At 51.7% G+C, this 26650-nt stretch carries 32 protein-coding genes; all 32 read right to left on the bottom strand.

Annotation, left to right across the window (positions count from 1 at the left end; genetic code table 11):
• Nucleotides 1-57: 57 nt before the first annotated feature.
• Entirely contained in the window at nt 58-735 is a 678-nt protein-coding gene (locus AC3RPL_RS03025; protein WP_490738930.1) for a DUF6453 family protein, read from the bottom strand.
• 452 nt (nt 736-1187) lie between these two features.
• Nucleotides 1188-4412: a TipJ family phage tail tip protein gene (locus AC3RPL_RS03020; protein ID WP_490738929.1), complete on the bottom strand. Its 3225-nt coding sequence runs from the start codon at nt 4410-4412 to the stop codon at nt 1188-1190.
• A 538-nt stretch (nt 4413-4950) separates the two neighbouring features.
• Nucleotides 4951-5307, bottom strand: coding sequence for a hypothetical protein (locus AC3RPL_RS03015; protein WP_490738928.1), 357 nt, complete (start codon nt 5305-5307; stop codon nt 4951-4953).
• An 18-nt stretch (nt 5308-5325) separates the two neighbouring features.
• Nucleotides 5326-5943: a tail assembly protein gene (locus AC3RPL_RS03010; RefSeq protein ID WP_490738927.1), complete on the bottom strand. Its 618-nt coding sequence runs from the start codon at nt 5941-5943 to the stop codon at nt 5326-5328.
• Complete coding sequence (locus tag AC3RPL_RS03005) at nt 5936-6655, bottom strand: C40 family peptidase (protein ID WP_490738926.1); 720 nt, start codon at nt 6653-6655, stop codon at nt 5936-5938. The genes AC3RPL_RS03010 and AC3RPL_RS03005 overlap by 8 nt, the downstream gene beginning before the upstream one ends.
• A 1-nt stretch (nt 6656) precedes the next feature.
• Nucleotides 6657-7394, bottom strand: coding sequence for a phage minor tail protein L (locus AC3RPL_RS03000; protein ID WP_490738925.1), 738 nt, complete (start codon nt 7392-7394; stop codon nt 6657-6659).
• Between the two features lie 54 nt (nt 7395-7448).
• Nucleotides 7449-7790, bottom strand: a complete 342-nt coding sequence (locus AC3RPL_RS02995; protein WP_490738924.1) for a phage tail protein — start codon at nt 7788-7790, stop codon at nt 7449-7451.
• A gap of 2 nt (nt 7791-7792) precedes the next feature.
• Nucleotides 7793-11080: a phage tail tape measure protein gene (locus AC3RPL_RS02990; protein ID WP_490738923.1), complete on the bottom strand. Its 3288-nt coding sequence runs from the start codon at nt 11078-11080 to the stop codon at nt 7793-7795.
• Between the two features lie 33 nt (nt 11081-11113).
• Nucleotides 11114-11377 carry a phage tail assembly protein T gene (locus AC3RPL_RS02985; protein WP_490738922.1) on the bottom strand — a complete coding sequence of 88 codons (264 nt, stop codon included), beginning with the start codon at nt 11375-11377 and terminating at the stop codon, nt 11114-11116.
• 23 nt (nt 11378-11400) lie between these two features.
• Complete coding sequence (locus AC3RPL_RS02980; protein WP_490738921.1) at nt 11401-11799, bottom strand: phage tail assembly chaperone; 399 nt, start codon at nt 11797-11799, stop codon at nt 11401-11403.
• A gap of 51 nt (nt 11800-11850) precedes the next feature.
• Nucleotides 11851-12306, bottom strand: a complete 456-nt coding sequence (locus AC3RPL_RS02975; RefSeq protein ID WP_490738920.1) for a phage tail tube protein — start codon at nt 12304-12306, stop codon at nt 11851-11853.
• 57 nt (nt 12307-12363) lie between these two features.
• Nucleotides 12364-12711 carry a tail completion protein gp17 gene (gene gp17, locus AC3RPL_RS02970; RefSeq protein WP_490738919.1) on the bottom strand — a complete coding sequence of 116 codons (348 nt, stop codon included), beginning with the start codon at nt 12709-12711 and terminating at the stop codon, nt 12364-12366.
• Nucleotides 12708-13154 carry an HK97-gp10 family putative phage morphogenesis protein gene (locus AC3RPL_RS02965; protein WP_490738918.1) on the bottom strand — a complete coding sequence of 149 codons (447 nt, stop codon included), beginning with the start codon at nt 13152-13154 and terminating at the stop codon, nt 12708-12710. The genes gp17 and AC3RPL_RS02965 overlap by 4 nt, the downstream gene beginning before the upstream one ends.
• Complete coding sequence (locus AC3RPL_RS02960; protein WP_490738917.1) at nt 13151-13489, bottom strand: phage head closure protein; 339 nt, start codon at nt 13487-13489, stop codon at nt 13151-13153. The genes AC3RPL_RS02965 and AC3RPL_RS02960 overlap by 4 nt, the downstream gene beginning before the upstream one ends.
• A gap of 10 nt (nt 13490-13499) precedes the next feature.
• Nucleotides 13500-13829, bottom strand: coding sequence for a head-tail connector protein (locus tag AC3RPL_RS02955; RefSeq protein WP_490738916.1), 330 nt, complete (start codon nt 13827-13829; stop codon nt 13500-13502).
• Complete coding sequence (locus AC3RPL_RS02950) at nt 13829-14860, bottom strand: phage gp6-like head-tail connector protein (RefSeq protein ID WP_490738915.1); 1032 nt, start codon at nt 14858-14860, stop codon at nt 13829-13831. Before AC3RPL_RS02950 ends, AC3RPL_RS02955 begins: the two co-directional genes overlap by 1 nt.
• Entirely contained in the window at nt 14853-16217 is a 1365-nt protein-coding gene (locus AC3RPL_RS02945; RefSeq protein WP_490738914.1) for a phage portal protein, read from the bottom strand. Before AC3RPL_RS02945 ends, AC3RPL_RS02950 begins: the two co-directional genes overlap by 8 nt.
• Before the next feature lie 19 nt (nt 16218-16236).
• The gene (locus AC3RPL_RS02940; RefSeq protein ID WP_490738913.1) at nt 16237-16392 is read right to left on the bottom strand and encodes a hypothetical protein; all 156 of its coding nucleotides are present in this window, start codon (nt 16390-16392) and stop codon (nt 16237-16239) included.
• A 32-nt stretch (nt 16393-16424) separates the two neighbouring features.
• Nucleotides 16425-18362, bottom strand: a complete 1938-nt coding sequence (locus AC3RPL_RS02935) for a phage major capsid protein (RefSeq protein ID WP_490738912.1) — start codon at nt 18360-18362, stop codon at nt 16425-16427.
• Between the two features lie 58 nt (nt 18363-18420).
• Nucleotides 18421-20082: a terminase large subunit gene (locus tag AC3RPL_RS02930; protein ID WP_490738911.1), complete on the bottom strand. Its 1662-nt coding sequence runs from the start codon at nt 20080-20082 to the stop codon at nt 18421-18423.
• A 2-nt stretch (nt 20083-20084) separates the two neighbouring features.
• Nucleotides 20085-20540, bottom strand: a complete 456-nt coding sequence (locus AC3RPL_RS02925) for a terminase small subunit (RefSeq protein ID WP_490738910.1) — start codon at nt 20538-20540, stop codon at nt 20085-20087.
• 273 nt (nt 20541-20813) lie between these two features.
• Nucleotides 20814-21119 (bottom strand): HNH endonuclease, encoded by a 306-nt coding sequence (locus AC3RPL_RS02920; protein ID WP_490738909.1) that lies wholly within the window; start codon nt 21117-21119, stop codon nt 20814-20816.
• A gap of 232 nt (nt 21120-21351) precedes the next feature.
• Nucleotides 21352-21951, bottom strand: coding sequence for a hypothetical protein (locus tag AC3RPL_RS02915; RefSeq protein WP_490738908.1), 600 nt, complete (start codon nt 21949-21951; stop codon nt 21352-21354).
• Nucleotides 21933-23390 (bottom strand): glycosyltransferase family 2 protein, encoded by a 1458-nt coding sequence (locus tag AC3RPL_RS02910; protein ID WP_490738907.1) that lies wholly within the window; start codon nt 23388-23390, stop codon nt 21933-21935. The genes AC3RPL_RS02915 and AC3RPL_RS02910 overlap by 19 nt, the downstream gene beginning before the upstream one ends.
• Before the next feature lie 37 nt (nt 23391-23427).
• Nucleotides 23428-23676 carry a hypothetical protein gene (locus tag AC3RPL_RS02905; RefSeq protein WP_490738906.1) on the bottom strand — a complete coding sequence of 83 codons (249 nt, stop codon included), beginning with the start codon at nt 23674-23676 and terminating at the stop codon, nt 23428-23430.
• A gap of 107 nt (nt 23677-23783) precedes the next feature.
• Complete coding sequence (locus AC3RPL_RS02900) at nt 23784-24311, bottom strand: KilA-N domain-containing protein (protein WP_490738905.1); 528 nt, start codon at nt 24309-24311, stop codon at nt 23784-23786.
• Between the two features lie 188 nt (nt 24312-24499).
• On the bottom strand, nt 24500-24769 hold the full coding sequence (locus tag AC3RPL_RS02895; protein ID WP_490738904.1) for a hypothetical protein: 270 nt from the start codon (nt 24767-24769) through the stop codon (nt 24500-24502).
• 21 nt (nt 24770-24790) lie between these two features.
• Nucleotides 24791-25243 carry a hypothetical protein gene (locus AC3RPL_RS02890; protein ID WP_490738903.1) on the bottom strand — a complete coding sequence of 151 codons (453 nt, stop codon included), beginning with the start codon at nt 25241-25243 and terminating at the stop codon, nt 24791-24793.
• 8 nt (nt 25244-25251) lie between these two features.
• The gene (gene lysC, locus AC3RPL_RS02885) at nt 25252-25482 is read right to left on the bottom strand and encodes an Rz1-like lysis system protein LysC (protein WP_490738902.1); all 231 of its coding nucleotides are present in this window, start codon (nt 25480-25482) and stop codon (nt 25252-25254) included.
• Nucleotides 25379-25831: an Rz lytic protein gene (locus AC3RPL_RS02880; RefSeq protein WP_490738901.1), complete on the bottom strand. Its 453-nt coding sequence runs from the start codon at nt 25829-25831 to the stop codon at nt 25379-25381. Before AC3RPL_RS02880 ends, lysC begins: the two co-directional genes overlap by 104 nt.
• A gap of 14 nt (nt 25832-25845) precedes the next feature.
• Nucleotides 25846-26268: a structural protein gene (locus AC3RPL_RS02875; protein ID WP_490738900.1), complete on the bottom strand. Its 423-nt coding sequence runs from the start codon at nt 26266-26268 to the stop codon at nt 25846-25848.
• On the bottom strand, nt 26249-26650 hold a 402-nt coding region (locus tag AC3RPL_RS02870; RefSeq protein WP_490738899.1), incomplete at its 5' end, for a phage holin, lambda family. The genes AC3RPL_RS02875 and AC3RPL_RS02870, both read right to left, overlap by 20 nt.

Below are 26650 nucleotides of genomic sequence, written 5' to 3'. Positions count from 1 at the left end.
CGGGCAATAAAAAACCCGCATTTTGCGGGCTGGGCATGGTTATAATATTTATCTTTCTTATGAGTCGTAGATATTTGTCTCAATATAAAATGCGGTGTTCTGATAGGCGAATCCAGCGCCGCCGCTTGCTCCAGAACTTATCTGTAATCGTCTGTTAAGGACGCTGTTACCAGTAGCGCCTGTATGATAATCAAAAATATTATAACCACCCAAGCTCGAATTGCTTTGTGATGTCCTTCCAGAAAAAAAAGGCATCACTGCTACCGGAGTCCCCATATCTATGATAGTTCCGTCACCAGAAACGCTAATCCCGGTGGATTTAATTTCCAACGGTTTCATGTCACATGAATACACTAATTCACCAGATGAATTGAATATGAATATACCATAATCAGATTTCCTTATCGCCAAATTAGCAAAACAGTAAATATCAACCGTAGATACATTTAGCGTTTTTTTAACCGTTAATCCTCTATAGCCATTAATATCAGAATCGTCAAACGAAACGACTCCTACTGCATTATATCTGACGAAAAAAACTGCATTCTTGCTACTCGGCACTGATGACTGATATGAGGCACCTTCAGTTGCCTGTATTTGTGTTTTACTTATAAAGTTTAATGGAGTCACTTCAGGACTCACCCATAGTGTTCCATCATCCTTCATAATTTGTAAACCGTATGACATGCTCAGCCCCAATAAAAAATTATATTCCCTCTTGATAAACCACTCCATGTTACATCTGAAGAAGATATATTAACGGTGGGTGGAGTGGATGAATTTGCTGGCTGACTAAATATTGATGATGCTAAATATTTTAAAGATTTGCCTTGCGGTGGAGTACCATAACTTCTTTGTCCTGAAGATGCTGATATCGACTCAATAAAGAAAACCGGAGTAAGTGCTCCGGTTATGTCAACGCCTTTATCATCATAAACTCTAACGCCATATGACATAATTACTCACAGTTTATGTTTTTGAAAGTTCCTGGGGATAACCATCCTGAACCAAAGAAAGATAATCCTTGCACTTTCTTTGGCTTGACTGAAAGTCGACCAAACCTATCATACCTTATTTTTTCCACATGTAGCTTAATTTCAGTATCACTGGGAAAGGTATTCATTTTGTAAGAGATAGCGCAGTCAGTATTCTTTTCCCTTGTTGTATTTTCTGAGCATCCTGAAATACTAATACTTGCCAACAATACCCCTGACAACGCCATTCTTATCATAAACTCTCAGCCCATCATTAGTTAACCTTACAGACCCATTTCCAGATTCTACGCCATTGATTTCAAGTATTCCATCCTTACCAAACCGCCATCCAACAGAACCGGCAACATAGTTATTGGACTGGATATAGCTCCCGATCATCGCATTGGTGATCCATCCATCCCCAATAAACGCCTGATTGATAAGTGTCTGCCCGTCCTTAACGACGAATGGCGAATAGATATTTCCACCCGTTCCGCTGACGATAACAAACTGGTTAGCGTTGATGGCAACGCGGGTATCGACTGACGAACCGTTGATAGTGACCGCCACTGACAGACCGGCATCATAGTTGGTGCCAGCGTATTTAATGCCCGCCTTCAGGGTATAAATTGCGGAGCCGCCAGAGGCGTCAGCATAGGCGGTCATTTTCTGCTGTATTGCCGCCTCGTTTGCCGATACGGCAGCATTGGTGGCAGTAAAACTTGCGGTGACATCCGTCTCCAGCTGTGCGACAGAACTTTCTGCATCAGCGGCCACCTTTTGCGCCTGGATAATCCCCGCCTTATTCTCGCCGTACTGCGCCCATGACTGTGTAACGCTGTCATAGTTTGCCATCACGTTTTGCAGAATGGATTCCGGGTTGGTTTCCAGCGTGGCCACCAGCGCTTTACCATCCTCTGCGGTGAGGAATTTTTCGGTAATATCGCCCAGCAGCGCGGTTGCATCGGCTGATGACATGCCCGCGACAAACGCCGTCCAGTCACCGGTATTGCCAATTTTGTCAACCAGCCGGGCGCGATACCAGCGGCGAACGCCAGCTGGCATCGGCCCGTGCTGATAGCTGACACCGGGGTAAGGCACATAGGCCAGAAACTGAGGGCTTTGACCGTCCGCCGTTGTCGCTACCTGAATTTCTGTGTACGCGGTATCACCAGAGCCGTCAGGGAATGCCCAGGTCAGGTCGATATTCCACACCACATTATCGGTGGCGCTCAGGCTGACCGGTGTTCCAGGCTTGCCAGCTTTGCCCGTCAGCGTTGTGGATTCCGCATAACCCCACGGCGAGGACACCTCCGCCGCATTCTCAGCACGTACCCGAACGTCATAAACACCGGTATAAATTCCCTGAATGCTGAAACCCTGGGCGCTGGTCTGGCTGACGTTGATCCAGTCGCCGGAATCTTTACGCCACTGTGCTACGTAACGAATCGCCCCCTCAACTTTGTCCCACGTCACGTTCATGGAAGCGACCGAAAGCCCCTGCTCCACAAAGCTGACCTCACTAATCACGATATTGGTCGGTGCTTTCAGAACGCTGACAGGCGTCACCGTGATCGGCGCTGCCTCAATCCGCACCCCGTCATCGATATAACGGTATTTGTTCGGATCGTGCTGCACTCCGGCCACGGTGAATGTGCCATCGTCGTTCTGGCTGATGGACGTCACCCGGAAATACTGAATCGCCAGATTGTCACTGTCGATGGCCCATACCGCACCAGTTACCGGCGTCTGACTGAATGCGGTATTCACCGTCACCGTTTTTTTATCGTCGCTGATGCTGGCAATAGTGCGGGTTTGTGCGGTGCCGTCCGGCAGGTTCAGCACCAGGCGATCTCCTGCGGCATAGTCAACGGCACGGTCCAGCGTGATATTCAGGTTATTTACCGCGCTGATGCGCCCGCCGTTGGTTTTGCCAGCCCTGAACGGATCGGCAACACCAATGATTTCAGCAGGTAACGGGATATAACCATCCAGCCCCACGCCAAACGAAACGGTACCGTCCTTCGCATTGGACAGGATAGCCCAGCGCCCGCGTCGGTGCGCTTCACTCTGCGATGTGCATCCAATCGCAGTAAGTGATGTTTCGTTCACGCCATAACGGCTTACAAGATCAGAATCGTAAACACCCTCCACCGTGTCGCTGTAATGATTCTGCGGATCGGACCAGCTGACCTGGCACGAGGTGTAACGGTTTTTGTAACTTCCCCCGGCATAAGTCGGAAATCCATCGATCATGTTGGATGAGTGATAAACGAAATCCACGGACACATTGCCGTTACTGTCCACCTGCGGAACATCGGCCTTCACATAAATCTGGTCGTTGCCCCAGAACGTGATCCCTCTGAATATGGCTGCAAAATCATTCAGGACGGTATACGCATCTTCCTGACTCTGGGGATAAACATTGCAGGTAAAACGCGGCTCCTTTCCGCCAGCACCATCCGACACCATTTCATCGCAGTATTGCGAAATTGCGTACAGCTCCCATTTATCAATCATGGTCGCATCGACGCGGTTTCCCATGCCGAAAATCTTATCCAGCACCATATCGTAAAAAATCCACGCCGGATTGTTCGTATAGGCCCACTTAAAATCCCCCTGCCAGGTGCCGCTGTAGGTGCGGGTGTTGGGGTCATAGGTGGTCGGTACGCGAATAATTTTCCCCTTGGGCTTACAGGTAATTTTCGGTGCGCTGCCGTTGAACTGGCTGGCGTCCACTTCGATGTACAGCAGTGCAGTAAGCGGGTAGCGTAATTTGCTGTCGATTACCTCAGCGTAAGAGAACACTTTGAAAGCGTTGACCAGCTTTGAGGATGTGGAATCGGCTGTAATGCGGCGCACACGAATGGCCCAGCCGGTTGTGGCCGTGGGTAAATCAATACGGTGATCACGCTGGTATTCCGATGTAGTTTTACCGTTAAAAGTCGCATCGACCACCGTCTGCCATGCGCCGCCGTCAGTTGAAAGGTCAATAGCGTATTGCGTCGATGTTCCGACCATATCCCCGTTATCTTTATAGAGGTACTGAACTGGCAAGCTTAACTTGATACGCACGGCATCCAGCGACAGGTTGGTATACTGCCGCGTCCAGGGCGCTGACTGCGTGACCGCCACACCTACAGAAATCTCGTTATCAACCTCCGGCATACCCTGGATATACGTCTGATCCTGGGTGCCTTTGCGGTAATCCCATACCACGCCGGTAAAATTGTAGGTTCCGTCATCATTCGCCAGCTGGGTATCGTTCAGGTAAATCTGCTGGGCAGTTAAATCGCCCTGAATTTCACCCTCAGAGATTGCCAGCAGCATTTTCAGTTTTGCCACCGACAGCAGATCGTCAGCCTGCTCAACCGGCGTATGCGCACTGCTACTGCCGCCTTTACTGCCGTGGATGGTCACACCGTCGAGAAGTCGCATATTGCACCCATAAAAAAGGCCGCAATGAGCGGCCAAGGTTAATTACTGATCGAATATCAGGATGTTACAGAAAGATACTTAAGGATATGTTGAGTATTCAGCCCGTCTGCGTTTGGGGCGCAGGCGCACACAATGATGAGGAATGGCTGATTACCTCTGGTAAGGTAAAGTTATGCTGGTAAACTTTGATCCACTACGTAATCTGGAAAATGATAGAAGAACACACCCATGGAACATAACCGCTTATACAGAACGCAGCGGGATGTATTACGATTTTATTTCAAACCCATCACTGATAAACCAGTCTCTTGAAGACTTTAAACCCCATGACGAACAGGAAGCTGTTCAGACATTTTATTCATTCCTGAAATGGATTAATGGAAATGGAAGCCACCTCGAAACTAACGATTGCGCACTCAGGGATTCCATAATTCCCAATAATGATAAACTATTTAAATTCTCTCATAAGATCGATGGGCGTCTAGAATTCTTTTTTCGCGAGCACAATCATAATTGTGATGTTAATCTCAGCACCTGGTTAATGAGAATGCTTTCTCTTTATTTGCAGGTAGAAAGGTCCGACTTCTTCGATGCTCTCATTGACATCCAGCTTGCGCCTACAGAGTTCATCTCGCTTCCGGTTCACGAGTGTGAAGGACACAGAATCAGAATCACCTTCAGTGCATATGGTCACGGAGATACTGACGTCTGGAAGTGCCTTAATACTGTATTCCATAGCCTCTGGGAAGCCACCAAAAGGCTGAATCACGCCATTGAAGAAGGGGATAGCCCCACTTTCCCGTAAGGGAAGTTGCTGAATAAAATATTCTAGGTTCAAATTTGACTCCGGGGGTGAACCAACCCCTTCTTCAACACCAAACTTTAATTCTTCCATTTTTTATCTCTCTGGTTATTACTGTTGATCGCTGGTAAAACTGCCCGCGCTGATAATGGCCCCGCCGATTTCACGCTGGCCGTAAAGTACCGGTACGGGATATCCCATCGCCACGGTGTTAACCGGGGAACCAAAGGCATAGTTCGGTTTATTGTCTGTGCTGGATGATGCGCCCACGTTGTAGCTGGACTGCGGCGTAAGCATCTGCACCACCCCACCCAGCAGCATGGACAGGCCCAGACCGGTGAGCGCCGTTGTGGCCGTGGCCGCTGCCGCAGCACTGATACCCGCAAAAGCCGCAAATGACGCACCCGCCGTGAAAAATGCCGCGACCAGAGCCACTGCGCCGATCACTATCTGTAGCGTACCGCCTCGCTTTGCACCTTCAGCGATGGACATCATCTGAAACTCTGTGGCAGAGCCGGACATTTCAAATTCAGCCAGGCCGATATTTTCTTTCCCGCTGAAGAACGCAAATCGCACACCATTGAGGTGCGCATTCGACACGTAATGTTTGAAGCCCGGAACCTGTGAGCACATCGCCCGCAGCATTTCCCGCAGGTCGGCAACGTGAAAGCGGTGAACCTTGCCGAATTTACGCGCCATTGCGCCCTTAAGCATCAGTGTTTTAAGCATCCATTAACTCCTTTCTGCGCACCACACGCACGGTGCGGTTTCGCCAGTAATCGCCATACGGAACGCGGGTAGAGAGGTTGCCGAAGTTATGGTGAAGAATGATATTGTCACCCAGGTAAATCGCCGCATGGTTTGTGACCGGTGCGCCGATCTGCATCATGATCATATCGCCCCCGCGCATCTCTGCCTGGCTGACCTCAATGAATCCTTCAGCCTGCCAGTTATCGTCGTAACGATTTTCCTGACCGTTCAGCCACCACTCGTAATCCACCGACCAGTTATTCAACGTTATGCCATGCGTCTGCCGATAGTAATCCATAATCAGCGTCCAGCAGTCGGCATGGCCCAGCACCCACTGACGCCCGGTAAAATCACGATCCCCACGCGGTGATATCGTGCAGAAATCTCCGTCAGGCCACGACATAATTCCCCACTCCACCCCGCTGTGGTCGCACTGAATGCGGTCCATTTCAGAGGGGATAAGCTGCGTCACATCCGGGTGGGAGTGGATAATCATTAATATTTCGCCCTGCGTTTCAGCAGAAAGATAATCCTCCGGGGCCAGAGTAAAATGCTCCGTGGGTTTCTCGCTGGTATTACGGCAGGGAATATAAATCTGACCACTGTTTGCCTGCACAACCACCCCGCAGGCTTCCTTCGGATAGTCGGCAGCGACATGCTCACGTATCGCCGCCAGCAGTTTTTCACGCATATTATTTCCCCTGGAGATTAGCTGCCGGGAAGCCGCCGAACGGCAGGGGCTGATCGTCGCCAAACCGTGCCTTACAGTCGGCCAGCCTGCCGCCGCAAATGTCTTTTGACGGATCGGATGTTGCTGAGCCGTCTTTTGCAAAATACTTTGTGCCGTTGTAATCACAGCCGGTGCCAGTGCGATACCAGCCGCGCATACACCATGTGCAGACTGGCGTTATCTGCCGGGATGGCAGTTGCAGCCCCTGGATATCAAACGGTGAGCACAGCTCAAAATCCACCTGTACCCGCGTCTCCGCCGTTTTTGCGTTGACGTAAAAAAGCTGTACACGTTCTTCCTGTGGGTTGGCGTTGGGATTGCCCGCCGTCCAGTTTGCCGCATCAAGATATTTCGCCAGTGTGGTATGAATTTTTACCTTCGCTTTCACCATGTCGTCATATTGCAGGCACAGCGCGGTAACGTAGTTACCCACGTTACCGACCGACAGCTTTGGTGTTGGCTGTGATCCGGTGCTGGTCATTTCCACGCCAGTGAGTTCGTAGGGGTGCGGATCGTATTCATTGCCCTGCCAGATTATTGAGGGCAGGTTTTCTGCGGCAAACGAGGCCCAGCCGTCAGTAGGCAGGTTGTAGGCGTGGAAGCGGAGCACGGTGTCCAGACCAAAATCCGTCCCGTCAATCTCTATCAGCTGCACCAGCTGGCCCGGCTCCAGCGCCTGAATGTCCTGGTTAAAGCTCATGGTTCACCCATAAAAAAAGGACGCCGGAGCGTCCTGTTATCTGTTCGTGACATGTCACGGCGCAAATGCCTGTTCAAAGGTAAAAGTGATTTCCACAAAGTTTCCGTTAACGAACTTTGGATTGATGGAATCCGACTTTACCCGGTACAACTTTTTCTCCCCCCAGGGGTTGGTCCACCAGCAGGAGGTGATGACGTGAGCCTTCAGAAAGGCCCGCACCGTTGCCATTTCAGTGAGTCTGCCGTTAACGGCCAGCGTCCATGACTCAGCCGCATCGTTGATACCCTTGCTGGCGACCTGTTTATAGCCATCGCCAAACTGCGCCTGAATCGTTGATACCGTCAGCTGTTCGCTGGCTTCCGTTCTGGCACACCAGGTAAATGTGTCAATCGCCATAATTAACCCTTGTAAAGCGCTCCACCCGGAGACATTTCCCTGCGCAGGCGGCTGGTGATCTCAGTCTGCACAATGTTTTTAAGCTGGTTTGCCACATCAGACGTACCGGATGCGCTGGTTTGTGAGCCAGTCTCACCCTGCTGAATGGTGACCGGAGCATAAACGCTGATATTTGTGTTTCCCGTACCGCTGTAGCTGTTCACGCCGGAAGAAACCCCGCCAGAGTTATCACCCACCGCACCACCAGAGGCGTAACCTTTCATGAGGCTGTACAGGTTGGATATGCCGATCCGCTCGGTGGCCTCTTTGGTGAAAACAAACTCACCCTTATGAACCACGCCAGCTGGATCGTATTTCCCGCCAGAACCGGTATAACCACCACCGTCATAATCGCTGAAACTGGTACTGAGACCCATTGCACCCATTGCACCCGTTGATACGCCGGCAGAAACGCTGCTCCCTGCGGCAGAACCGGTCAGGCCGCTGGCAACGCTGCCCAGAATGCCGCCCAGCGATGAGCTGGAACTGCCCAACGCATTCACAACAGCCATCTGCAACGCCACTTTTGAAATCATCTGGAGCACGGACAGCCCCCAGCTTTTCCAGTCAGCCTTACTTCCGACCAACATGGCTGACATATTGTCGAGCGCACTGTCCATTGAGCTGGTTATTCCCTGCGATACCGTGCCGGATATGTTGCTGACACTTTCGAGCCAGTTGTCATACCCCTTACTGATACCTGACCGCCAGTCAGCCTGCGACGCGGCCAGCGCCTGATATTTTTTGTCCAGTGCATCAAGCGCGGCGGTTTGTGCAGCCACCGCCTGTGTGCCTTTGTCGGTTTTATCAAACACCCGGTTAATCTGCTGGGTTTCATCAAAACGGGTGCGCTGGCGGTCGCTCAGGCCGCTGGTCTGCGTGGTGAGTGCCGCATCATCCTGATATTTCCGCGCCGCATCGGTTAAATCCTTGAGCGCCTCTGCCTGTTCGCGCTGCTTTTTGATATTGGCGTCTGCCCGCTGCGTCCACGTCTCCAGTTCCGTTGAGGCTGACCGGATCGCTTTGCGCTGCTCATCGGTCCATTTTGTTCCGGCCTGATGCGCGGCAGCGTAGAGTTCTGCCGCCTTCTCACCCTGGCTTGCACGGACGCGCTGAACCTCAAGCGCCACGCTGAGATCGGCCATTTTCCGGCTGTACTGTTCAGCCTGAGCGGCGGCTTCACGTTCGGCTTTGTTCTGGGCATTCGTTGCGGCGGTGCTGTCCTTCTTCGCCTGTGCGGCTTCCGCATCCTTTTTTGCCGCCTGGTCTTTGTCATACACGTACTTCGTGTAAAGCGCTCCCGTCAGTTGAAGATCGTCTGCCTCATACTGGTACTGACGATGCAACTTTTCCAACCCTGCCAGGCTGGACAGTTCATTATCGCGGCGAGCCTTCTCCAGCGCGGTTGACTGCTGCGGCGTGGCTTTTGCCGTTGAGACAACCGGACCGGCGTACTGAGGTGGCGTTGCCCCCCCGGTGGCGGTCATGGACCGGTTAAGCAGATCGTATGCCCCTTTCAGAATGGACACCGCGCCAGCCTGCTCAATCGCCTTTTTAGTTGCCAGGTCGCTGGCGTCGTTGACCAGCTTCTGCGTGGCTTCAACTTTCGCTGCCACCTGTTCACGCTGGTAATCCAGCTTGTTGAGCTGATCGGTGGCATCCTGCTGGCGCTTTGTCAGTTCCTCAACCGACATCAGATTATTAATCCGCGCCAGCCAGGGATGTTCGTCATACTGTTTTTCCATCACCTGCATGGCGCTGAGGCTGTCCCGCGTCTGGCGTATCTGATCGTCCAGAGAGGCAAGGTCTTTTTTCTGCGCCACCAGCGATCCGCTGGCATCAACGGCTGTTGATTTCAGTCCTGCTACAGAGAGCTGCCCCAGCTTGCTGTTAATAGCGTCCAGATTATCAGCAAACGAAACCGCTTCTTTATGCGCCTGCTGAGTATGCTGATAAACGCCATACATCGCCGTGCCGGCAGCAATAATAACGCCTGGCCATCCCCCAAGAATGCCCAGAACGCTGCCGCCCAGGCGCGACATCACCGACGCGGTTTCTGTCAGCCTGGTTGCTGCCGAAGATCGTGCTCCGATGGATGAATTCAGGGTTGCCTGTGCTGCCGCCAGCTGTCGCTCTGCGGCGATTTGCGCTTCTATGCCGCTGGCAGCAACACGCGCCTGTTGCGCCCGGTAAACAGCCTGCCGTGCAGCCGCCACGCTGGTTTGTGTGGCTCTGAGCTGGGCGCTGGCAAGCGCCACTTCAGCGGCGGTATTGGAGACAACCGACGCAGTAGCCGTGGTAACACTGGAAACCATATTGCCGAAATACCGCGCCACGCCCAGCCCAATCAGCAGGCCGGTAACGTCAGCAACGGTATCGATGTTTTTTGCCAGGCCGTCGAGCACACCGGAGAGCGTGGATGACGCACCCACGGCATTGTTTGCGCCACCTACCCAGGCCATAAAGGCGTTCTCAACCTTCTGAGTGGAACCGCTGATCGAAGCAGGCAGCGAATCAAACTCTTTACGCAGCTGATCGACGTTGGTCAGGATAGGCACAATCTTGTCTGTGGTCAGTTGGCCGTTGTTCGCCATGTTGCGCAGACCGCCCACCGTGGTATTCAGACCGGTAGCAAGCAACTTCGCCAGCCTGCCGCCGTTCTCCATGATGGCGTTAAATTCCTCACCGCGCAGAACACCCGATCCCAGCGCCTGACTGAGCTGGGTTATCACGGAACTGGCTTCTTCAGTACTGGCCCCGGAGAGCTTCAGCGAGGTGGCAACGGTTTCGGTCACTTTAGCGACGTCTGACGACGCATAGCCCGCATCGCGCAGGGAAGACGCAATACGGCTGTACAGATTGGCGTTGGCTTCAAACGATGTACCGGTCCGCTGGCTGACCGCCATCAGAGTACTTTGCGCGGTGGCAAAGTCGTCTGCTGAGGTTGACGCCAGTTTGAGCCGTCCGTTCAGCTGATTCCAGGTGTCAGCAAAGTGGATCAGCTGCCCTGTGGCAAAAGCACCGGCAAATGCGCCCGCCATGCCTGTGGCGGTGGATTTTACCGATGCCAGTTGATCGTTAAGTTCGGACAGGGAGCGCTGCGTTTCCCGCGTGGCCGCTGCCGCCTTGCGTCCGCCCTGCTCCATCGTTTTGTAATAATCCGCACCCATGCGTGAGGCGCGGGAAATCTCCGACTGAAATGACGCGGAATTTGCAGAAATCTTGATAATCAGTTCGCGCAGCGTTGCCATAATTAACCCTGTCAGCCCGCCTGCGCGGGATTGTTAAGCCAGTTCACTGAGAAAACCTTCCAGCCCGGACACGTCTTCTTTTTCTTCTTCACCCCACCGCAGGATCACATCGTCCATGCTGATTTTACCGCCCTGCGAATTCAGTACCGCCGTGGCAATCTGCGCCGCCTGAATATCGCCGCGCCGGTCACTGATCGGGCTGATGCGGTCATATTCAATCCACATCTTCAGTTCGCTGGCGGTAATGGTTGAGGTCAGTTCGTGCAGGGTTCGCCCAAGACGAAGGGCCAGCGTCATAAGAAAGAAGGTGCCGGGCGATTTTACTTTGCGTCGGCGTCAGCCTGTGTTGTGCTCAGGTCCAGTGCCTGCTTAAGAAGGCGGGCATGTACCGGTCCATAAATCGCCTGCACCTGATCCCTGTCTTCTGTCAGAAATACCGGCATGGACTCTTCATCAAGCACGACATCAATGAACAGCACCACGTCTGCACGAAGATTACGGTGGGCGACCTGCGCGGCAGTCAGCCTGATTTCTTCGCTACCCTCAGAGGGTCGCGGGGCAATAATTTCATTCCACTCAAGCCAGGCCTGCGCAGAGGGTTCGCGTAAATTCACCTCAACACCGCCCCACTCAGGCACGGTAACGGTTTTGCTGCGAAAGCCAGAAAGGGGCGCAAGTGCAAGACTGCGCAGGGATAACGCTGATTTTTTTGCTGTCATTATTTTTATCCAGTAGCGAGTAAAACAGCGCCCGCAAGCGCCGGTGGAAAATTAAGAGCCGGATTCGCTGGCAACGATCGGAACAGGCTTACCCTTTACGCGAAGGGAATAGGTCGCACTGACCACGGCAGATGTGCCAGCGGTCCAGGTGCTTTGACGCACTTCAACCAGAATGTAAAAACCGTTGCCGGACGGGAACAGGATGCGGAGGGCGCGGAGTTCATCATTTTCATACGCGGTCTGCAATGACTGCTGCGCGGCTTCATCGCCCACCCAGTTACGGGTGATCGACATTTCAGCCGGTGCCGCGAGTCCGTTGGTCTGCTCCTGTTCGGTTGAACACAGCGTGGTGACGTCAATATCCGACTTCTGCCCCCCGGTGTAGGTGATCTCCTTACTGGCACAGGCTGCATCCAGCCACTGAGCACTGGTTGGGTTTGCTTCGGTGACGGCAGCAGCGGTAACGCTGAATGACATCCCCTTCGTTAATTCATATTTACTGGTCATGTTTTCTCCGGGCATAAAAAAACCACCTTTCGGTGGCGTGTCAGGTTTTAATGGATGTCAGGTCATGATCTGGACTTCAAGCATGGCCCGGTAAAGCGACGTATCCGTTTCGTAGCTGTTGGTGTCATTCATCTGCGTGAACGCCAGCGGGACCAGTGCAGCGCGAACGCTTTCGCGTAGCTGTCTGGCCTCATCAATACTGTTTGAATACACATCTATTTGTAAGGTAGCCGTCATTTCTGCCGGACCGCATAAGGTGTCGGCAGAAACTTCGGAATTCAGTGAGTAAACCACCCACGGCGGTGAAACAGCGGGTTCACCCTGGGCATTCAGCGGCACCACGTAGGGGTAAACCTGTCCGGATGCCAGAGACGACAGCAAAGGGTAAATATCAGCTTCGGTCATTTCAACAGCGCCTTATCAATCGCCGCGTTGGCTTTTTCAAACGCCGCCTGCGCAGCCTGTTCCTGTCTGGCATCATAAGCCGGGCGCAGAAACGGCACCGGGGCCATGTTTGATGTGCCCAACTCCAGAAAGCGCCAGTAAAAGGCGTTCAGTTTGTCACTCGTTTTCAGTTTGTTATCACTGTTGCCGGTGCGTGGGTTGGTGCCACGGACGTGAACCCCGGAGACAATCCCGCCGTCACGGTCACGCTGCGTCATCACCACAATGTTTTTCTTCAGCCTGCCGGAGCGTACCGGGGCACGTTTGACCGCCTCATCTTTAAACACCGTGGCCGCTGCGCGGGTAGCGTCACGCAATACCTTGCGGTTTTCGGCTTTGCTCAGTGCATTGAGATCGTCGGACAGGTCAAGCAGGCCGGAAAAGTCGAGTTTTGTATCGATCACGTTTTCACCCCCTGCTTACAGAGAATTTCCATTCGGTCGTTAAGTGAGTCACAAATTGGCGGTGACACTATGTCAATCAATTGCCCCTTAAAAATGCCTGATTCACACCTCAATCGGGATGATGAGGAAATATCACCCGTCATTCGGACCCAAACACGAATAGTTGCCTCGGCTTTTTCTGCACCCGATGCTAGAATTTCTCGTCCACTGATACTTTTAATCTCAGCCCATATCGTTCTGCCATCCTGCCAGTGATCCTGTTTTTGACCTGATGGCATGCGGGATGTTGTGGAGTTAACTATAGTTACCCTTTCTCTGAGTCTTCCTGCCTGCATGTGATCACCCTTATAGAACAGTAGGTTTGCGAAGCGAATAGATCAGGCTCGTTACAGAAAAAGGTAATTGACCCTGATGATAATGCGCCTCTTCCTCGCCTCCGCGAACGCGGTCAAGAATTCCTACAAAAATAAGCGTAGCCTGCTTAACGCGCGTCAGTTCGGGCGAATCTTCAATTACCTTACCGTCTTCTCCAACAACCTTTTCACGACTTCCCTGTATGTAGTCATACACAGCAGTGCTGGCTGAATAAATTTTTAGTTGCAGGTCATGATCACCAGAATCAGTATCAATTCTCAGATGGGATTTAGCTTCGTCAAGTGTAACAAATTCAAGCATCAACTTGACCTCCCATCACGACCACGTTTGACAGCCAGCTTCCACCCTTTAACACCTTGCTCCCCCGGTTTACCGCTTGTTTCATTGCAGCAGTACCAGACCGAACCACCCCAGGTAACGCTGTCGCCCGGATAATATTTCTCGCCCTCTTTAAAAATATCGCGGTAGATCATTACCGGAATACTGAATGTCTTTTCAGTGACAGTACCGCTGGCGAGCTGAGCAGAAATGGTAAATTCCCGCTCGTTATCCTGGCTTATATCAATAGCTGAGATGCCATCAACGAGGCATTCCCAGCCATTCATGCCGGTTGTTTTCTGAAATGATCGCCACAGCCCACCCTGATGGATGGCATACGTGCCGCGAGGGTGCGACTTTTCAGCATCGATGCAGGGCATAATTTCAATCTGAAGCGCGTCTTTCCCGTCTGTACCGGGTTCGCCATCTTTTGTCGGGGGTATTGCTGATACAGCATCCTTCACCATCTGCCCGATGTCTGGCAGCGGTTCAGGTTGTGGAAACTGAATACATGACACCTGTGCGGTAACGGCATCTTTCACCATTGCACCAATATCCGGCAGCGCAGGCAGTTCCGGTTTTGGCAGCGCCGCAACAGCATCTGTAATCATTTTTTCCACATCAGGAAGGGGTTTAGGCTGCGGTAACTCAATTACTGACACCTGTGCGGTAACGGCATCTTTCACCATTGCACCAATATCCGGCAGTGCAGGAGCGGCGGGTAGCTGTATCGCGGCCACGGCATCGCTGACCATCCTGGAAACATCCGGCAGTTCAGGCGCTGAAGGCACCTCGATCTTTTCGATCACGGCCTGAGCAATGGCGTTTTCACCAGGCATTGAGCGCTGCACTTCCTCAATCAGTAATGCCTGCGCGGCCAGTGACTCCTCAAGGTGGAGGATTTCTGCCGATTTTTCAGCGAGTACAGCATCGTATTTTTTCTGCATTGCGGTAAATTGTTCTTTTACCGCTGCGCCCACGGCCTGCAACAGTGACATGTCACGCTCATTCATGGGTAAGCAGTCCTTTCATTATTGTCCTGACGATGAACTGCTCCGATTCAGTCAGAGCCTTTATGCTTTGATCGTCAGCCGGTGGGGTTTGAGTGGGATTCTGGTGTTGTGTTTCAGTGCTTGTACCGAAAGGGTTTTCCTGAGCATCTCGTTTTGCAAGCGCGGCCAGGCTGTAATTTTGCTGCTGCATATAAGGCGTATCTCCGCCATCAACCGGCAACATATTCTCTTTTTTGCGGGCTTGGTTGGGGGTAAGGAACCCAGCTCCGATACCTTCCCCGTAAGCTTTATATCGGCCTTCCGTATCCATCCTGATTAGCACATCAAGGTCAAATTCAACCCCTGTGATCGGGTCAAGTTCCAGCGCTTCATCGAGCAACAACTCAATAGCCTCGATATGGGTTTGCAGACACTGGGAGTAATACCCCTGATCCAACGCCTCAATATTATTATAAGACGGGGTTGTGGCCGTATCGACCTTATAAAGGGGAACGTGAAAAGTTGAGCAAATAATTTTGGCCGTCAGGCTAAGCTGCTCAACCATCTGGGCATCAACCGCTGTCATGGCGATAGTCATAAAGTTTGCACCATCCGCTAAGAGACCCGTTTTACCGGCGTTCGCACCAGAATAGCCCTCATCCCATGCAGTTTTAATTTCCCTCGCCTTATCGGCGTCCACCGCACCGGGAACGGTTATCACTCCACCAGGTTTACCGCCATTTTTAAAATGGTTAGCGGAATTAGTCAGGATGGCATCGCCCTGCATCGCAGTAAGCCCACAGGCATAGATGGGTGACAATCCGCAGAGGGGATGGAAAAAGCAGTTAAAACGGTCGTGAATGATTTCTCTTGCAGGAACCATTACCTGTGTTTCCAGTCCGTTAATATTATCCGGACGAACCTGATAGAAAATTTCCCCATCATCGGTGATATAAGGTGTCACTTTGTTAGGGTCAAGCACGCGCCACTGAGTAACCTGGCCTGTTGGATCGCGTATTTTCAGTACGTAGGTGTTGCCATCCGACAGTTTGGAATTCATCCAGGCCTCAAAAAATTGCATTCTGGTCTGAAAGTTGTTTGGCTTTCGCAGCAGAGGTAAGATTTTCTCATCGTCGTGATCTTCCCAGATGCCATTGCTTAACTTCTTTTTTAGCAGCAGCGGCATTTTAGCAATATCAGCAGAAATCAGGGAGATGCAGGAAAACACGGCGTGATAAGCCAGTACAGTAGTGGCATCAACTTCCACGTTTCTCTGCCATGAGCCGGTAAATGATTCAAAAATTCTGCGCCATGAACCTCCATTTGCAGCCTGCAACGCCTTTTCTACTGATGGCTTTTTGCGGAAAAAACTGAACATCGGCTGCTTCTCCTGATATTTATTTTTTCTTACGGGTTACCGTTTTTTTTTCGACGGTATCCGTGAATTCAACATAGCCGGTCAGACGCAAAATCTCCGCATCACGGTCATTCAAAAAACGTTTTTCACCCACATGGGCATCATGGGTGCCTTTCAGATATCTGACTTGCTTCATAGAAAAAAACGGGGATTTCTCCCCGCATCTCCTTAACTTCCCGGATTGGTACCGTAGTTAACGCCTGAGATGACTGCAACAGCAGCATTGCGGCGGCGCTTCCAGTTAATCCAGCGTTCGGCACGGATGGCAACGCTGTTGGTTTGAAACATGGAAACCATCTCTACTGGCGTCGGTGTGGTGCTGTCACCAGTAGGAGCGCTTTCCATTTCCAGTGATGCTTCGCGAGACATATCCACCGCAACACCGCCATCATCTGCGAGGTAAATATCCGGCGCATTCACCAGGATCAGGTAGCTGCCTACATACTGCGAGACAATGACCGGCAGGCCCTGGAAAGTGCCACCCAGCATAGTCATTTCAGGGTATTCTTTCTGGCCAAGCGCATTCTTACGCATAGATAGCGCCAGTGCGTTCGTACTGGACATAAGCCAGACGGCACCTGTGGGCTGTAGATTCGCAGTCACAAAAGTAGCAAATGCAGCCTGTGCATCATCATCAGGACTACCGGTTGAAGAAATGGTAGTGATGCCATTAGTGATTGATGCAGGAGACACGCCAGCCGTTTCTGCTTTTTTAGGGTCGATAAAGTCCGTATCCAGTCGGGCAATAACTGCTTCTGCCAGCGCATTACGCACAAGCGCATCGGCAGCAGGATTGGAGAAGCGGATCAGCTCATCGGTCAGAACAGCAATCGCGGCCACTTTTGCAAAACCAAAGGTGATGGACTCAAAATCAAATTTGGTCAGCGGTTTGGCTTTACCCTGGCCTACCCAGTTAGCTGAACCGCCAGAAGTCTGAGCGGGGATGCGCACATTAAAAGGTACGCTGCGCAGTGCAGGAATTGCCCCCTGACCAAAACGGCCAATGACGGTCTGAGGGCGCAGGAATTCAATAAAGTCCTGAGCATATTCCTGGTACTCAACCAGGCTTCCCGCCCATGTCGGATCGGTAGTTGACCCAGCACCTACGGCAGACTTGATAACATGGTGTAGCCTGGCATCATCCTTATACTGTGATTTAGCAATCTCCAGCGCATCGCTGCGACTGCCATTAGCTGCGGCCAGGCACTTGGCGAAACGGGCGAAACCGATACCTTTTTCCAGCTTCTGCTCGACGCGAATGACGCCGGGTGCACGGTTATCTGTCGTGGTAACAACCTGACCACCAGCGGCTTTCTGCACCGGTTTTGCGGTAGCCGCTTTGGTGGACTCCATGTCTCGCAGGCGTGCGAGATGGGCATCAACGCTTTTGATTTCAGAGGATACTTCGTCGTATTTCTCTTCTTCTTCAGCGTCCAGGGTGCGTCCTTCTTCAAAGGATTTTGCCATCACCGCTTCGCGCTCAGCGTCCAGGGTGGCACGCTTGGTTTCGAACGATTTAATCTGTTCTGCAATATTCATCTGTTTTCCCTTAATCGGAGTAATTTTCTTCGCTGTAGCGCCAGCGGTTTTCTCAGTTGTTGACTCCGGCTGGTTTTGGCCCGACGCGGCCCGCAGCTTTTCATCAATAGATTTAACGGTGTTGATCGTGCCTTCTGCATTGGCCGGCACAGTCACCACCGAGAGCTCGTACCACTCCCATCTGATGAACCTGATCCCGCCCTCATCGATATAGGCGTACTCAATTGGTCGGAAGCCGATAGACAGCCCCTTAACCAGACCCAGGCGAATACTTTGCCAGGCCTCTTCCAGTCGTGCGGACAGCTGGCTGGGAGCATCTGCTTTGGCCAGCGTGGCTTTAATCTCAATACCTTCAGTCGTCACTTTTGCACTGCTAACTTCACCAATGGGAGACTGATGGTCGTGCTGCCAGAGCAACGGGATAGGAAGCTGAAACTCAGCCCCTTCAGGCATCACAACGTCGCCATAACGATCAGGTGTTGGCGTTGTCGCTATACCGGTGATCTCCCGTGTATCCTCGTTAACCGCTTTAACCACCAGGAGGCTTACAGCGTGTTGATGCTTCATTTCCTTATCTCCAGAAACGAAAAACCCGCCGTAGCGGGTTGTAAAAAAAGCGATTTCTCTAAATGAAAAATACGCCGTAGTCCTTTTTGGTTGGTGCCGGATTCAGTGATAACAGCGAGATGGCATTAAAAAGCGCCATCAGCGGGTCAATTTTGCCGATCCCGCTGGCTCCTTTGGTAACGAGGGGGGCATTACCACTGATAACGACTTTTGCATTGCCTACGCACCAGTTCATCAGCTGCTGGGGCGCATGCCGGAGAGTGCCCTCCGCCAGTTTCCGTTCGGTGGTCTTGCAAGCACCACCCAGCTTCCACCCCTGACTGATCCCGACAACCAATTCCTGTGGGATGCCTGCATCAATGAGCGTATCCAGCAGCACACCAATACCTGCGGGGTCCATGCCAACTTTATCCAGCAGTCCGGCCTCATATATCTGAAAAACATACATGGCCACTTCATCGGCATCATCACCCACTTTGGAGACGATGGTCAGATCGCCCTGCCTCTCAAAGTCTCGCAATTTGCTTTCTTCGCTTTTACGTCGCTCCAGCATCTTTACGTGGCACCAGGCATGGGACCATGTCAGCCAGTCGCGGGTTTTACGGTCGCGACCGGCGATGGACAGACCGAGAAGATCGTCCAGTCCACCACCATCTATGCCAACGTCAATGACCTCGCACCGGCTTAAAATCTGTTTGAAGGTAACCGAGGGGTCGGCCTGCACCTCCCAAAACTCCGCGCCAGCCCAACGGTCATTCCGTAGATTCATGCCGATCTCAACGTTGAGATGCTTGGCGAGAAACTTTCTCAGGCTCCCTTCATCTTCCTGCGACCGCTTGAGATACTCATCGTCCAGCCACTCTTTACTGACCGAGCGACCCATATTCGGGTTGGTGATGTAAAAGTTATCCGGGTTGCGGAACCCTTCTTTTTCCACCATCTCAGGGGGGAATTCATAGAGAATCCCGAGCGTTTTTCCGTCTTTAATGACGCCATCACGAACGTTGCGCCAGTAATCCAGTTTCTTTTTGAATACCCCAGCCGGTGGCTCATCACTTTGCGTGGTCAGATAAATCACCCACCCCTCATTGCGGGATACCTGTCCGCCCAGGGCCTCAATAAACATCGCATCGGCTTTGGCGTTTTTGCCGAACAGCCACAACTCTTCAACCAGAATTCGCCCGGCCTTTTTACCCGAAACCGTATCGCTGTCGGCGGCTACTACCTTCAGGCTGTTGCGGTTGATGCGGTGGGTAATAGTGCGGATGTGATCCTGGATATGGAAAATGATTGATAGTTCTTCATCTTCCCGAACCATACTGGCAGCGGGTTTAAAGCAGTTATCGGCAACCTCTTTTGTTGGTGCCAGAATCAGATGCTCTTCATCTGCACGCCAGCAGATAATAAGCGCAGTCAGCATTATCCCGGCAGCAATGGTCGATTTGGTATTCTTCTTACTAATCAGCAGTCCATACTCACGTATCAACTGATTCCCGGTCTGCTGGTCATAACCACCAAATATCGCCAGCACGAAATCAAAGACCCAGTCTTCAGAACACTCACCGAAAGTTGGCTTGCCCGGCAGGTCAGTTACCCTCAGCTCCTTAAAAATTGCCAGGGCGTAGTTGCCAGAATCAGCAAAAATCGGCGGCGGAATGATTGATTCCCGATTGATCAGCTTTATGGCCCAGTCAATGCACGCTGTAGACCATTCAGGCATTGTTATCTCCCGTTACTCACAACCAGTTTCGGCGGTGCCATTCCGCTGAACTTACTGGCAGCTTTCTTCGCTGCTGCGTCTTTGGCTTCTTTCTTGCCCGTATCGCCCATTTTCTGGCAGACGTAAGGGGCAAGTTTTGCGGCTGCTTCCAGGCTGAGTTTCGGATCAACCAGAAGGTTATCGCTCATGATTCGTTTCATCACGGCGATGGGATCATCAAACTGGAGCGGAGTTTCTACCGGGGGTAAATCTGCCTGAGGAACCGGCTCTGGCAATGAGTCAGCAGGGTTAACTATCCTGACCCTCTCCATATAACCGATCACGTCTTTATCTTTGGCCAGCTGGCTTCCTTTCACCTTCGCCGTTTTTTCACTGTATCCCGCCTGAATTGCGGCCTGTCGCTGATTGCTGCCCTTCATCAGGGCATCAGCAAACTTCTTTTTCTGCCCTGTCAGCATGGTTACCTCATAGGTTTATAGGGTTAACTGGGTGGGTTAATAACCTTAAAAAAAGGGAAATTTTCTGCGCGTGAGAGGGTGGGCGGTTTCGGCGTCATTCGTGCTTGAACTTTGTAACTCCCCCCCCTACCTAAGTTGCTAATGAGAATTATTATCTGATCTTGGGTGGCGGCAGAGATTTCGCTATAGGGGCTTTGGATGCGCATGGCTGATAACCGGGCCAGCCCTTTCTTTTTCGTTCACAGCCATCACACTTACAGCGCTGGGCCATAGTCACCTCATCATGTCTGCATTGGTCTTCTTCCGATGGCATCCATTCTCTCCGTTGCAAAGGATCTGGCAGTTATCATCGGTGTCTGGTCCACCCTGATACAGTGACACAATATGGTCGAGTTCAAAGCCATGCGGATACTCAGTAAGCCGTCCACACTCAGCACAACAAGGGTTTGCTGCCCATAATCGCTTGCGGCGCTGCTGTAGCTTCCAGCCAGTCATGCGGTGATCTGCAACGGTCATGGCTTTCAGGCGTTGGGTATTGGCAACCGCGAGTCGGGGCTTTAACGTTGTGAGCTTTGCCATCAATCCGCCTCGGTATTAGGGAATACCACGCCAAGGTTCTCCATCTGCTTTTGCATGGCGGCTATTCGTCTATCCAGCTCGGACAACACGTAAGGAAACATCGCCGCTAAACTCATCATCCTGATAGGTAGACTGAATAGTGATACTCAACCCTCTACCTTCAGATATCAGGCTCCGCTTGCGGATTAACTCATCAATGAGTTGCTTAGTGGCGTATGCCTGAGCGATGTTATTAATGTCCAATTGATAGCCTCCAGGCTTTACGCCGTTCAGTGCGCGGCGCGTTGTCAGGGTGATACTCAACCGGCACACCATCGGCATGATCCACCAGTGAGTAACAGGGATAGACGACACGTCCGCCATAGGCATCGCCTACCGCATAGTCAGCGGCTTTGGTATGGTTCCACTTATTCAGGATGCTGCTGATGCTGTCCTGTGGTGGGCTGTAGCACACACCATGTATCAGGCGGTTCATGATGATGTAGTCATCCTGCCGCTTGTCAGCCTCTATCAGGCTGGCTGCTATCTGCATCTGGTACTGTGGTGGTCTCCCGGTCCCCAGATAGAAAGACAGAAGATCATCAGGGAATCTGTTAAGCCAGACTGCTATCTTGTCGGTGAAGCCATCAACCAGGATGGCATCATCTTCCAGGATAACCACACGGCAACCCTGCTGGCTTGCCAATTGTATGGCGCGGCGGTGATTCCAGTTTGCACCGTTGTCTCCCTCATCAATGAGGGTGAGTGCACCCAGAGATTCAGCCAGACGTTGAGCCATACTGCGGCGGGAGTGATGACCGACCACCACAAACATTATTTGTGCTGCCACCATGCATACTCCCGGCCAGTGCCGTTGGTTTTGAATAATGTGTTAATGCGTGGGCCGGTCACCAGTTTATCGCGTTGCTGGTAGCCCACCATGCCGAATGCGATCATATCGCCCACGCACGGCTTGCCCTTCTCTTTCCCCCAGAACCGGTTCGACTCGGTGCGATACCAGATGCGCACAATGCCGTGAGCGTATGCCATGATGTCTTCACGACTACCACCCAGCAGGCCAGCGTTAAGCATCAGCTCGTTGCGGTGCTCATTCAGGAATTGCTGATAGCAGGCTTCCGGATGATTATCTCTTGCCCATGCGTCAGCGTAAGTCTTTGGCTCAGAGCCAACATAGATTTTTCCTGGCTCCATCTCCTGCCACGGTTCCCGCAACATTTCAACGTCAGTACCATCGGTACACCAGACGAGATGATATTCAGGGTGTTCACGCAGGTATTGCCAGATATGCAGCCAGCGACGGAAATAAACATTCATTGCCACATCAGGAACGCGGTGAAGCGTTGTGCCTGCAATTCCCGTTTCCAGTTCATCCACCAGCACAACCGCGTCAGCACCACGAATAGATGCCGCCCATCGACTCAACATGCCAGCTGCTGGCGTCATTCTGTTGCCGCGCTGAGGGTCTGGCTGGCTGGTCAGCAATGAGGTGATCACCAGATTCTTTTGCTGCCGGTACTCTGCATAGCCGGTATAGCCAGCTTCGCGCCGGGCATTGTGAATGCTGACGTTGTTCTTTACCTGCTGTTCCCTGTCCGGGCGCGGTACTGATCGTTCAACCGCCTGATGCTCATCCAGCGAGTAAATCAGCTTTTCAGAGCCAGCCACGTCAGCAAATGCCCAGCTCGTTAACCCGGCGTTGTGGATCCGCAGGGCTAAATCGCTGTGCTCATACATCCCGCGACCATAGACCGTATCGAAGCCTCCAACCTTTTCAATCACGCTGCGGTGGTAATAAAGCATCACGCCACGCTGGCCGGTGTAGGCAACGTGTTTATCGTCACGATACAGCACTGCGATATCGTTAAGTTTTTGCCCGGTGGCGAAGTCCTTAAACTGGTAAGCAAGGTGTGGTTCAGGTGAGGCGATATAAGGTTGCTCCCATCCACCCGCAACAGGCCAGGCGTCATCGTCCCACAAGAAACAATTTTCGCACCCTGCATCAATCAGGGCTTCAAGACTGGCGTTTTTAGATGCAACGATACCGCGTGACGTTTCACTGCGGATCAGCTTAACGCCATCCGGCACGGACACAGGTTTTGTGGAACCGTCATCAATAACAACCACCATCGCACCGGCTGGCAGATGTTTGAGTTGATGTTCAAGAGCGCAGGATAAAATGTCGTGACGGTTGTGCGTGGTGATGGCAATGCCAATATTTGATGTGCGGCTTGTTAATGGCGAGTATCGAACGCCATCAATCATAACGTCCATTTTCACTCCAATGAAAAACCGCCCGTAGGCGGCTCATTTAAAAATTATCATCGAGTTCAGCTGATTCAGTATCGAAATGCTCAATGTAATGGATCAGCTCAGTTTCTGCATTTTGCAGTGACATACCATGATTAGGAGCATAGCCATCATAGATGTAATTAGTTCGCCACATATATGGAGTATTTAGCACAGGCTTTATGCATTTGATAATGTCTGCCTTTACTTGGCCAAACCCATGTATCTCAAAATTGTACTGCTTAACCACTTCATACATCTCATAACTCATGTGAGCACCCTTTTCATAAATGAAGCTCATACATTAGTGTTAATAATGTTTTTAGTGAAGCAGAATCAATTATCATCAGGCGCACTCGCAAATGCGCCTTCTCGTGGTCACGCTGCTTTGCCTTCCATCAGAGCAATCATGTCAGGATTCATCTGCTCGATGATGCGTTCCCGTGCGTTATTGAGCAGTGCTTTACGCCCGCCTCGCCCCCACTTGTTCATGGTTCGTGCGCAGCCGCTTACCTGTTCGCTTTCAGTTGCTATCAGCAGGTCAAGCCGGTTTAGCTGGCTCATATTGCTGATGCCATTTAGCACTGCCTCTCTGAAGGTGTTATATACCAGAATTTCAAATACAGGATTCAGCCATGCTGCATAACGTATGGCTACCAGTTCCAGCCCCCATGAGCCTTGCTCTTTGCCACCCTTAATGGTCTGAACCGATGCGATTTTTGTCGCATCGCTCAAAGCGGCTACAAATCGGCGTATTTGCTGACTCTTTAAAAACTCCCCCGGGCGCTGGGAGTCAGTAGCCTTTCCCTTTAATACCGCAGCTGCGTGCAGGTCATTCAGGTTGTAGCGTCCTTCGCTGTCAACGCGAACTGATACGCCGTTTACGATCACGGTTGGACATGTCATAGCGTTTTACCTTTTAGAAAGTGAGCCTGTCCCACAGAAAGGCCGCCCGAGAGAGGTCGCCACCTATAACGGCTATTCTCAGGCTCGCTTACTGAAAGGCTCTCGTTGAGATGCGCGTGGGGTGCGCGGTGAAATGCATATAAAAAAGCCCCGGACTATGCCGAGGCTCTTGTGATATGGACTTCTGATTACAGGTATTTTTTTGCCAGTGCGACAAACTCATCTTTTGCAGCCGCACCCAGCAGGGCAACGCCCTGCTCAATGAGCGTCAGCGCTTTATCCAGATCCTGTACGCCTGATTTAAGTTGATCCTGTGCAGTCGCTTGGGCTTCCGGTACTGTCTGAACTTCTGCCGGGGCCGTCTGCGCTTCAGCCTGAGTGTCAGCGTTTTCTACACCATCCATATTTTTCCTCGCTCTGTTAATTAGGCTTTTCAGCCAGGTGATTAATGCTTTCATTGGCTTGAAGCCTTATGTTGCTTACTTGATTAAACTTGAGGCGTATTCAATAAGGTAAAGCTTCGGAGCTAACCAGATTTTCAGCCATGTCAGGTCGCTTATTGATTGCAGAAACCACAATAGCCACACGGCCAGTAAGAAAGTTGGGAGCATAACTACCGGGGAGATGTCACCCTTACTGTCCCAGACAAGACTGGGCTTGTATTTAGGCTTACCCACCTCCCATGAGTAAATCTCTCCAGACAGGAAGACGCCATCTGGTATGCGGCGCAGGGAATAGCGAACCAGCCACAAAACCGGGAAAACAGATATGAGAGCCAGAACTGTCATAACAATGCTTTTGGTAAGGTTCCACAGCAGTAACTGATGAATGACATCAGGAATCTGCGCCTGACTGAATGTCACTGCTGAATCAATGCCGTTACTGGCTTTCTGCAACAACTCAGCAAGAATTTTATTGGCCTGGTCGTTCATGTTTTGCCTTATCTAAATGATTCAATTTTTCGGATAGCTGCCCGGTCAATGTTGCACTGACCCACCAGCGCGATCAGGTCAGCATTCAGTGCAACGCTGTCGCCCCAGCTCAGTCCGGGCGCAATCTCCGGTAAATCAATTGGGCTTGTCAGCTCCAATGGCAGGCTGAGATACGGCGGCTTTATTGTCCTGTACTCCACCTGCGGCTTTTGCTGCGTCCCGCAACCTGTCAACAGCATCAGCGGGAACAGGAGCAACAGCGCACTTGTCAGCCGCGAGATAACGCTTGATTTCATTCTGGAGCTTCCTGTTCTGCTGTGCTGTGACAGCCCGTTGTTCTGCAACCTGAGACATAACCCCGTTCTGCTGCTGGACAGCTTTGGCGAGGTCGTTGACGCTGTCGGCCAAACCGTCATTCTTTGAGCGCAAATCGTTAATCTGCTCGTCTTTACTGTCCGTCAGTTGTTCAAGCCTGTGATTTGTTGCCTCAAGCTGGAGATTTCTGGCATTCAGCATCCAGAGCGCTCCGCAGATAAGCGCTATAACAATGAGGTGTGAATAGTTTCTGAAGAAGTTGATAACAGCCATGACGCCTCCTGTTTTCAGACGAGGTCGAGCGCCCGCACAAATACGTCAAATGCGTAGGGCTGACTGCCGTTCTCGTGTTTGATAATCGCCTGTAAAAGCGGAAAGAGTTTTCGTGAGTCGGTCAGGTCGATTGGTTTATCAGCATCAGTGCCTGTCGCCGTAGCCACGCTTTTGATATAAGCCGGAGTGTCATTCTCATTCGGTGGTGCCCAGCGCGTAATGATGCCAGTGATAGTTTTCAGACCGTATTTGCTCTGGTAATTTCGCAAAATGATAATCATCGCCCTGATACCGTACTCAGGCTTTGTAAACTGGCAGAACGACTTATCTGTGCGCTGAGCCTGTGGGACTAAACCTTTCCAGTCATCGCCCCAGCGAATATTTCCTGGATTGTTGTTGCGGATCCCGCGAGTTTTATCACTGCCCGACATTAGCATCTCCTGATTTTCGGCTGATCCAGCCACGCAATTTTTCACTGATATAGTCATTACCCACGTAGCCGATATACACAGCGAAAACCTGTGCGGCAGCATCAGGAATGGTCCAGTTCATGAGAGCACCGATCACCTGAAGTGTCGGCGCGGCAAAAAATGCCAGAGCGCTGCATGACACAGCGTCGAGAACTCGTTTTGACCAGGGGCTTTTTGCATAGGCACTGCGCAGTAGTGAAAACATACCGGCTACTCCCGCATATCCCCATTCTGTTTTATGGGCATAGAGCCACAACACCACGCTGGCCCAAAAGCCCGGATCGTTATCTGAAGACATGCTGTTACCCCGCCACCGGGATGATGGCGGCTTGCTGTTGGAAATAAAAAA

This window comes from Erwinia papayae, from assembly GCF_058241465.1.
The sequence above is the reverse complement of the archived record's forward strand: the minus strand, read 5'-3'. Positions and strand labels throughout refer to the sequence as shown.

What these genes read in the sequence shown, in the direction of transcription:
- AC3RPL_RS02940 (WP_490738913.1), bottom strand. Translation starts at nt 16,392, where the DNA reads ATGAAGCAAGTCAGATATCTGAAAGGCACCCATGATGCCCATGTGGGT.
- AC3RPL_RS03020 (WP_490738929.1), bottom strand. Translation starts at nt 4,412, where the DNA reads ATGCGACTTCTCGACGGTGTGACCATCCACGGCAGTAAAGGCGGCAGT.
- AC3RPL_RS02935 (WP_490738912.1), bottom strand. Translation starts at nt 18,362, where the DNA reads ATGAAGCATCAACACGCTGTAAGCCTCCTGGTGGTTAAAGCGGTTAAC.
- lysC (WP_490738902.1), bottom strand. Translation starts at nt 25,482, where the DNA reads ATGCTGTTGACAGGTTGCGGGACGCAGCAAAAGCCGCAGGTGGAGTAC.
- AC3RPL_RS02980 (WP_490738921.1), bottom strand. Translation starts at nt 11,799, where the DNA reads ATGACAGCAAAAAAATCAGCGTTATCCCTGCGCAGTCTTGCACTTGCG.
- AC3RPL_RS02900 (WP_490738905.1), bottom strand. Translation starts at nt 24,311, where the DNA reads ATGACATGTCCAACCGTGATCGTAAACGGCGTATCAGTTCGCGTTGAC.
- AC3RPL_RS02950 (WP_490738915.1), bottom strand. Translation starts at nt 14,860, where the DNA reads ATGAATGAGCGTGACATGTCACTGTTGCAGGCCGTGGGCGCAGCGGTA.
- AC3RPL_RS02925 (WP_490738910.1), bottom strand. Translation starts at nt 20,540, where the DNA reads ATGCTGACAGGGCAGAAAAAGAAGTTTGCTGATGCCCTGATGAAGGGC.
- AC3RPL_RS02910 (WP_490738907.1), bottom strand. Translation starts at nt 23,390, where the DNA reads ATGGACGTTATGATTGATGGCGTTCGATACTCGCCATTAACAAGCCGC.
- AC3RPL_RS03010 (WP_490738927.1), bottom strand. Translation starts at nt 5,943, where the DNA reads ATGCTTAAAACACTGATGCTTAAGGGCGCAATGGCGCGTAAATTCGGC.
- AC3RPL_RS02880 (WP_490738901.1), bottom strand. Translation starts at nt 25,831, where the DNA reads ATGGCTGTTATCAACTTCTTCAGAAACTATTCACACCTCATTGTTATA.
- AC3RPL_RS02875 (WP_490738900.1), bottom strand. Translation starts at nt 26,268, where the DNA reads ATGCTAATGTCGGGCAGTGATAAAACTCGCGGGATCCGCAACAACAAT.
- gp17 (WP_490738919.1), bottom strand. Translation starts at nt 12,711, where the DNA reads ATGACCGAAGCTGATATTTACCCTTTGCTGTCGTCTCTGGCATCCGGA.
- AC3RPL_RS03000 (WP_490738925.1), bottom strand. Translation starts at nt 7,394, where the DNA reads ATGAGCTTTAACCAGGACATTCAGGCGCTGGAGCCGGGCCAGCTGGTG.
- AC3RPL_RS03005 (WP_490738926.1), bottom strand. Translation starts at nt 6,655, where the DNA reads ATGCGTGAAAAACTGCTGGCGGCGATACGTGAGCATGTCGCTGCCGAC.
- AC3RPL_RS02890 (WP_490738903.1), bottom strand. Translation starts at nt 25,243, where the DNA reads ATGAACGACCAGGCCAATAAAATTCTTGCTGAGTTGTTGCAGAAAGCC.
- AC3RPL_RS02895 (WP_490738904.1), bottom strand. Translation starts at nt 24,769, where the DNA reads ATGAAAGCATTAATCACCTGGCTGAAAAGCCTAATTAACAGAGCGAGG.
- AC3RPL_RS02915 (WP_490738908.1), bottom strand. Translation starts at nt 21,951, where the DNA reads ATGGTGGCAGCACAAATAATGTTTGTGGTGGTCGGTCATCACTCCCGC.
- AC3RPL_RS03025 (WP_490738930.1), bottom strand. Translation starts at nt 735, where the DNA reads ATGGAGTGGTTTATCAAGAGGGAATATAATTTTTTATTGGGGCTGAGC.
- AC3RPL_RS02995 (WP_490738924.1), bottom strand. Translation starts at nt 7,790, where the DNA reads ATGGCGATTGACACATTTACCTGGTGTGCCAGAACGGAAGCCAGCGAA.
- AC3RPL_RS02945 (WP_490738914.1), bottom strand. Translation starts at nt 16,217, where the DNA reads ATGTTCAGTTTTTTCCGCAAAAAGCCATCAGTAGAAAAGGCGTTGCAG.
- AC3RPL_RS02975 (WP_490738920.1), bottom strand. Translation starts at nt 12,306, where the DNA reads ATGACCAGTAAATATGAATTAACGAAGGGGATGTCATTCAGCGTTACC.
- AC3RPL_RS02920 (WP_490738909.1), bottom strand. Translation starts at nt 21,119, where the DNA reads ATGGCAAAGCTCACAACGTTAAAGCCCCGACTCGCGGTTGCCAATACC.
- AC3RPL_RS02960 (WP_490738917.1), bottom strand. Translation starts at nt 13,489, where the DNA reads ATGCAGGCAGGAAGACTCAGAGAAAGGGTAACTATAGTTAACTCCACA.
- AC3RPL_RS02955 (WP_490738916.1), bottom strand. Translation starts at nt 13,829, where the DNA reads ATGCTTGAATTTGTTACACTTGACGAAGCTAAATCCCATCTGAGAATT.
- AC3RPL_RS02905 (WP_490738906.1), bottom strand. Translation starts at nt 23,676, where the DNA reads ATGAGTTATGAGATGTATGAAGTGGTTAAGCAGTACAATTTTGAGATA.
- AC3RPL_RS02930 (WP_490738911.1), bottom strand. Translation starts at nt 20,082, where the DNA reads ATGCCTGAATGGTCTACAGCGTGCATTGACTGGGCCATAAAGCTGATC.
- AC3RPL_RS03015 (WP_490738928.1), bottom strand. Translation starts at nt 5,307, where the DNA reads ATGGAAGAATTAAAGTTTGGTGTTGAAGAAGGGGTTGGTTCACCCCCG.
- AC3RPL_RS02990 (WP_490738923.1), bottom strand. Translation starts at nt 11,080, where the DNA reads ATGGCAACGCTGCGCGAACTGATTATCAAGATTTCTGCAAATTCCGCG.
- AC3RPL_RS02985 (WP_490738922.1), bottom strand. Translation starts at nt 11,377, where the DNA reads ATGACGCTGGCCCTTCGTCTTGGGCGAACCCTGCACGAACTGACCTCA.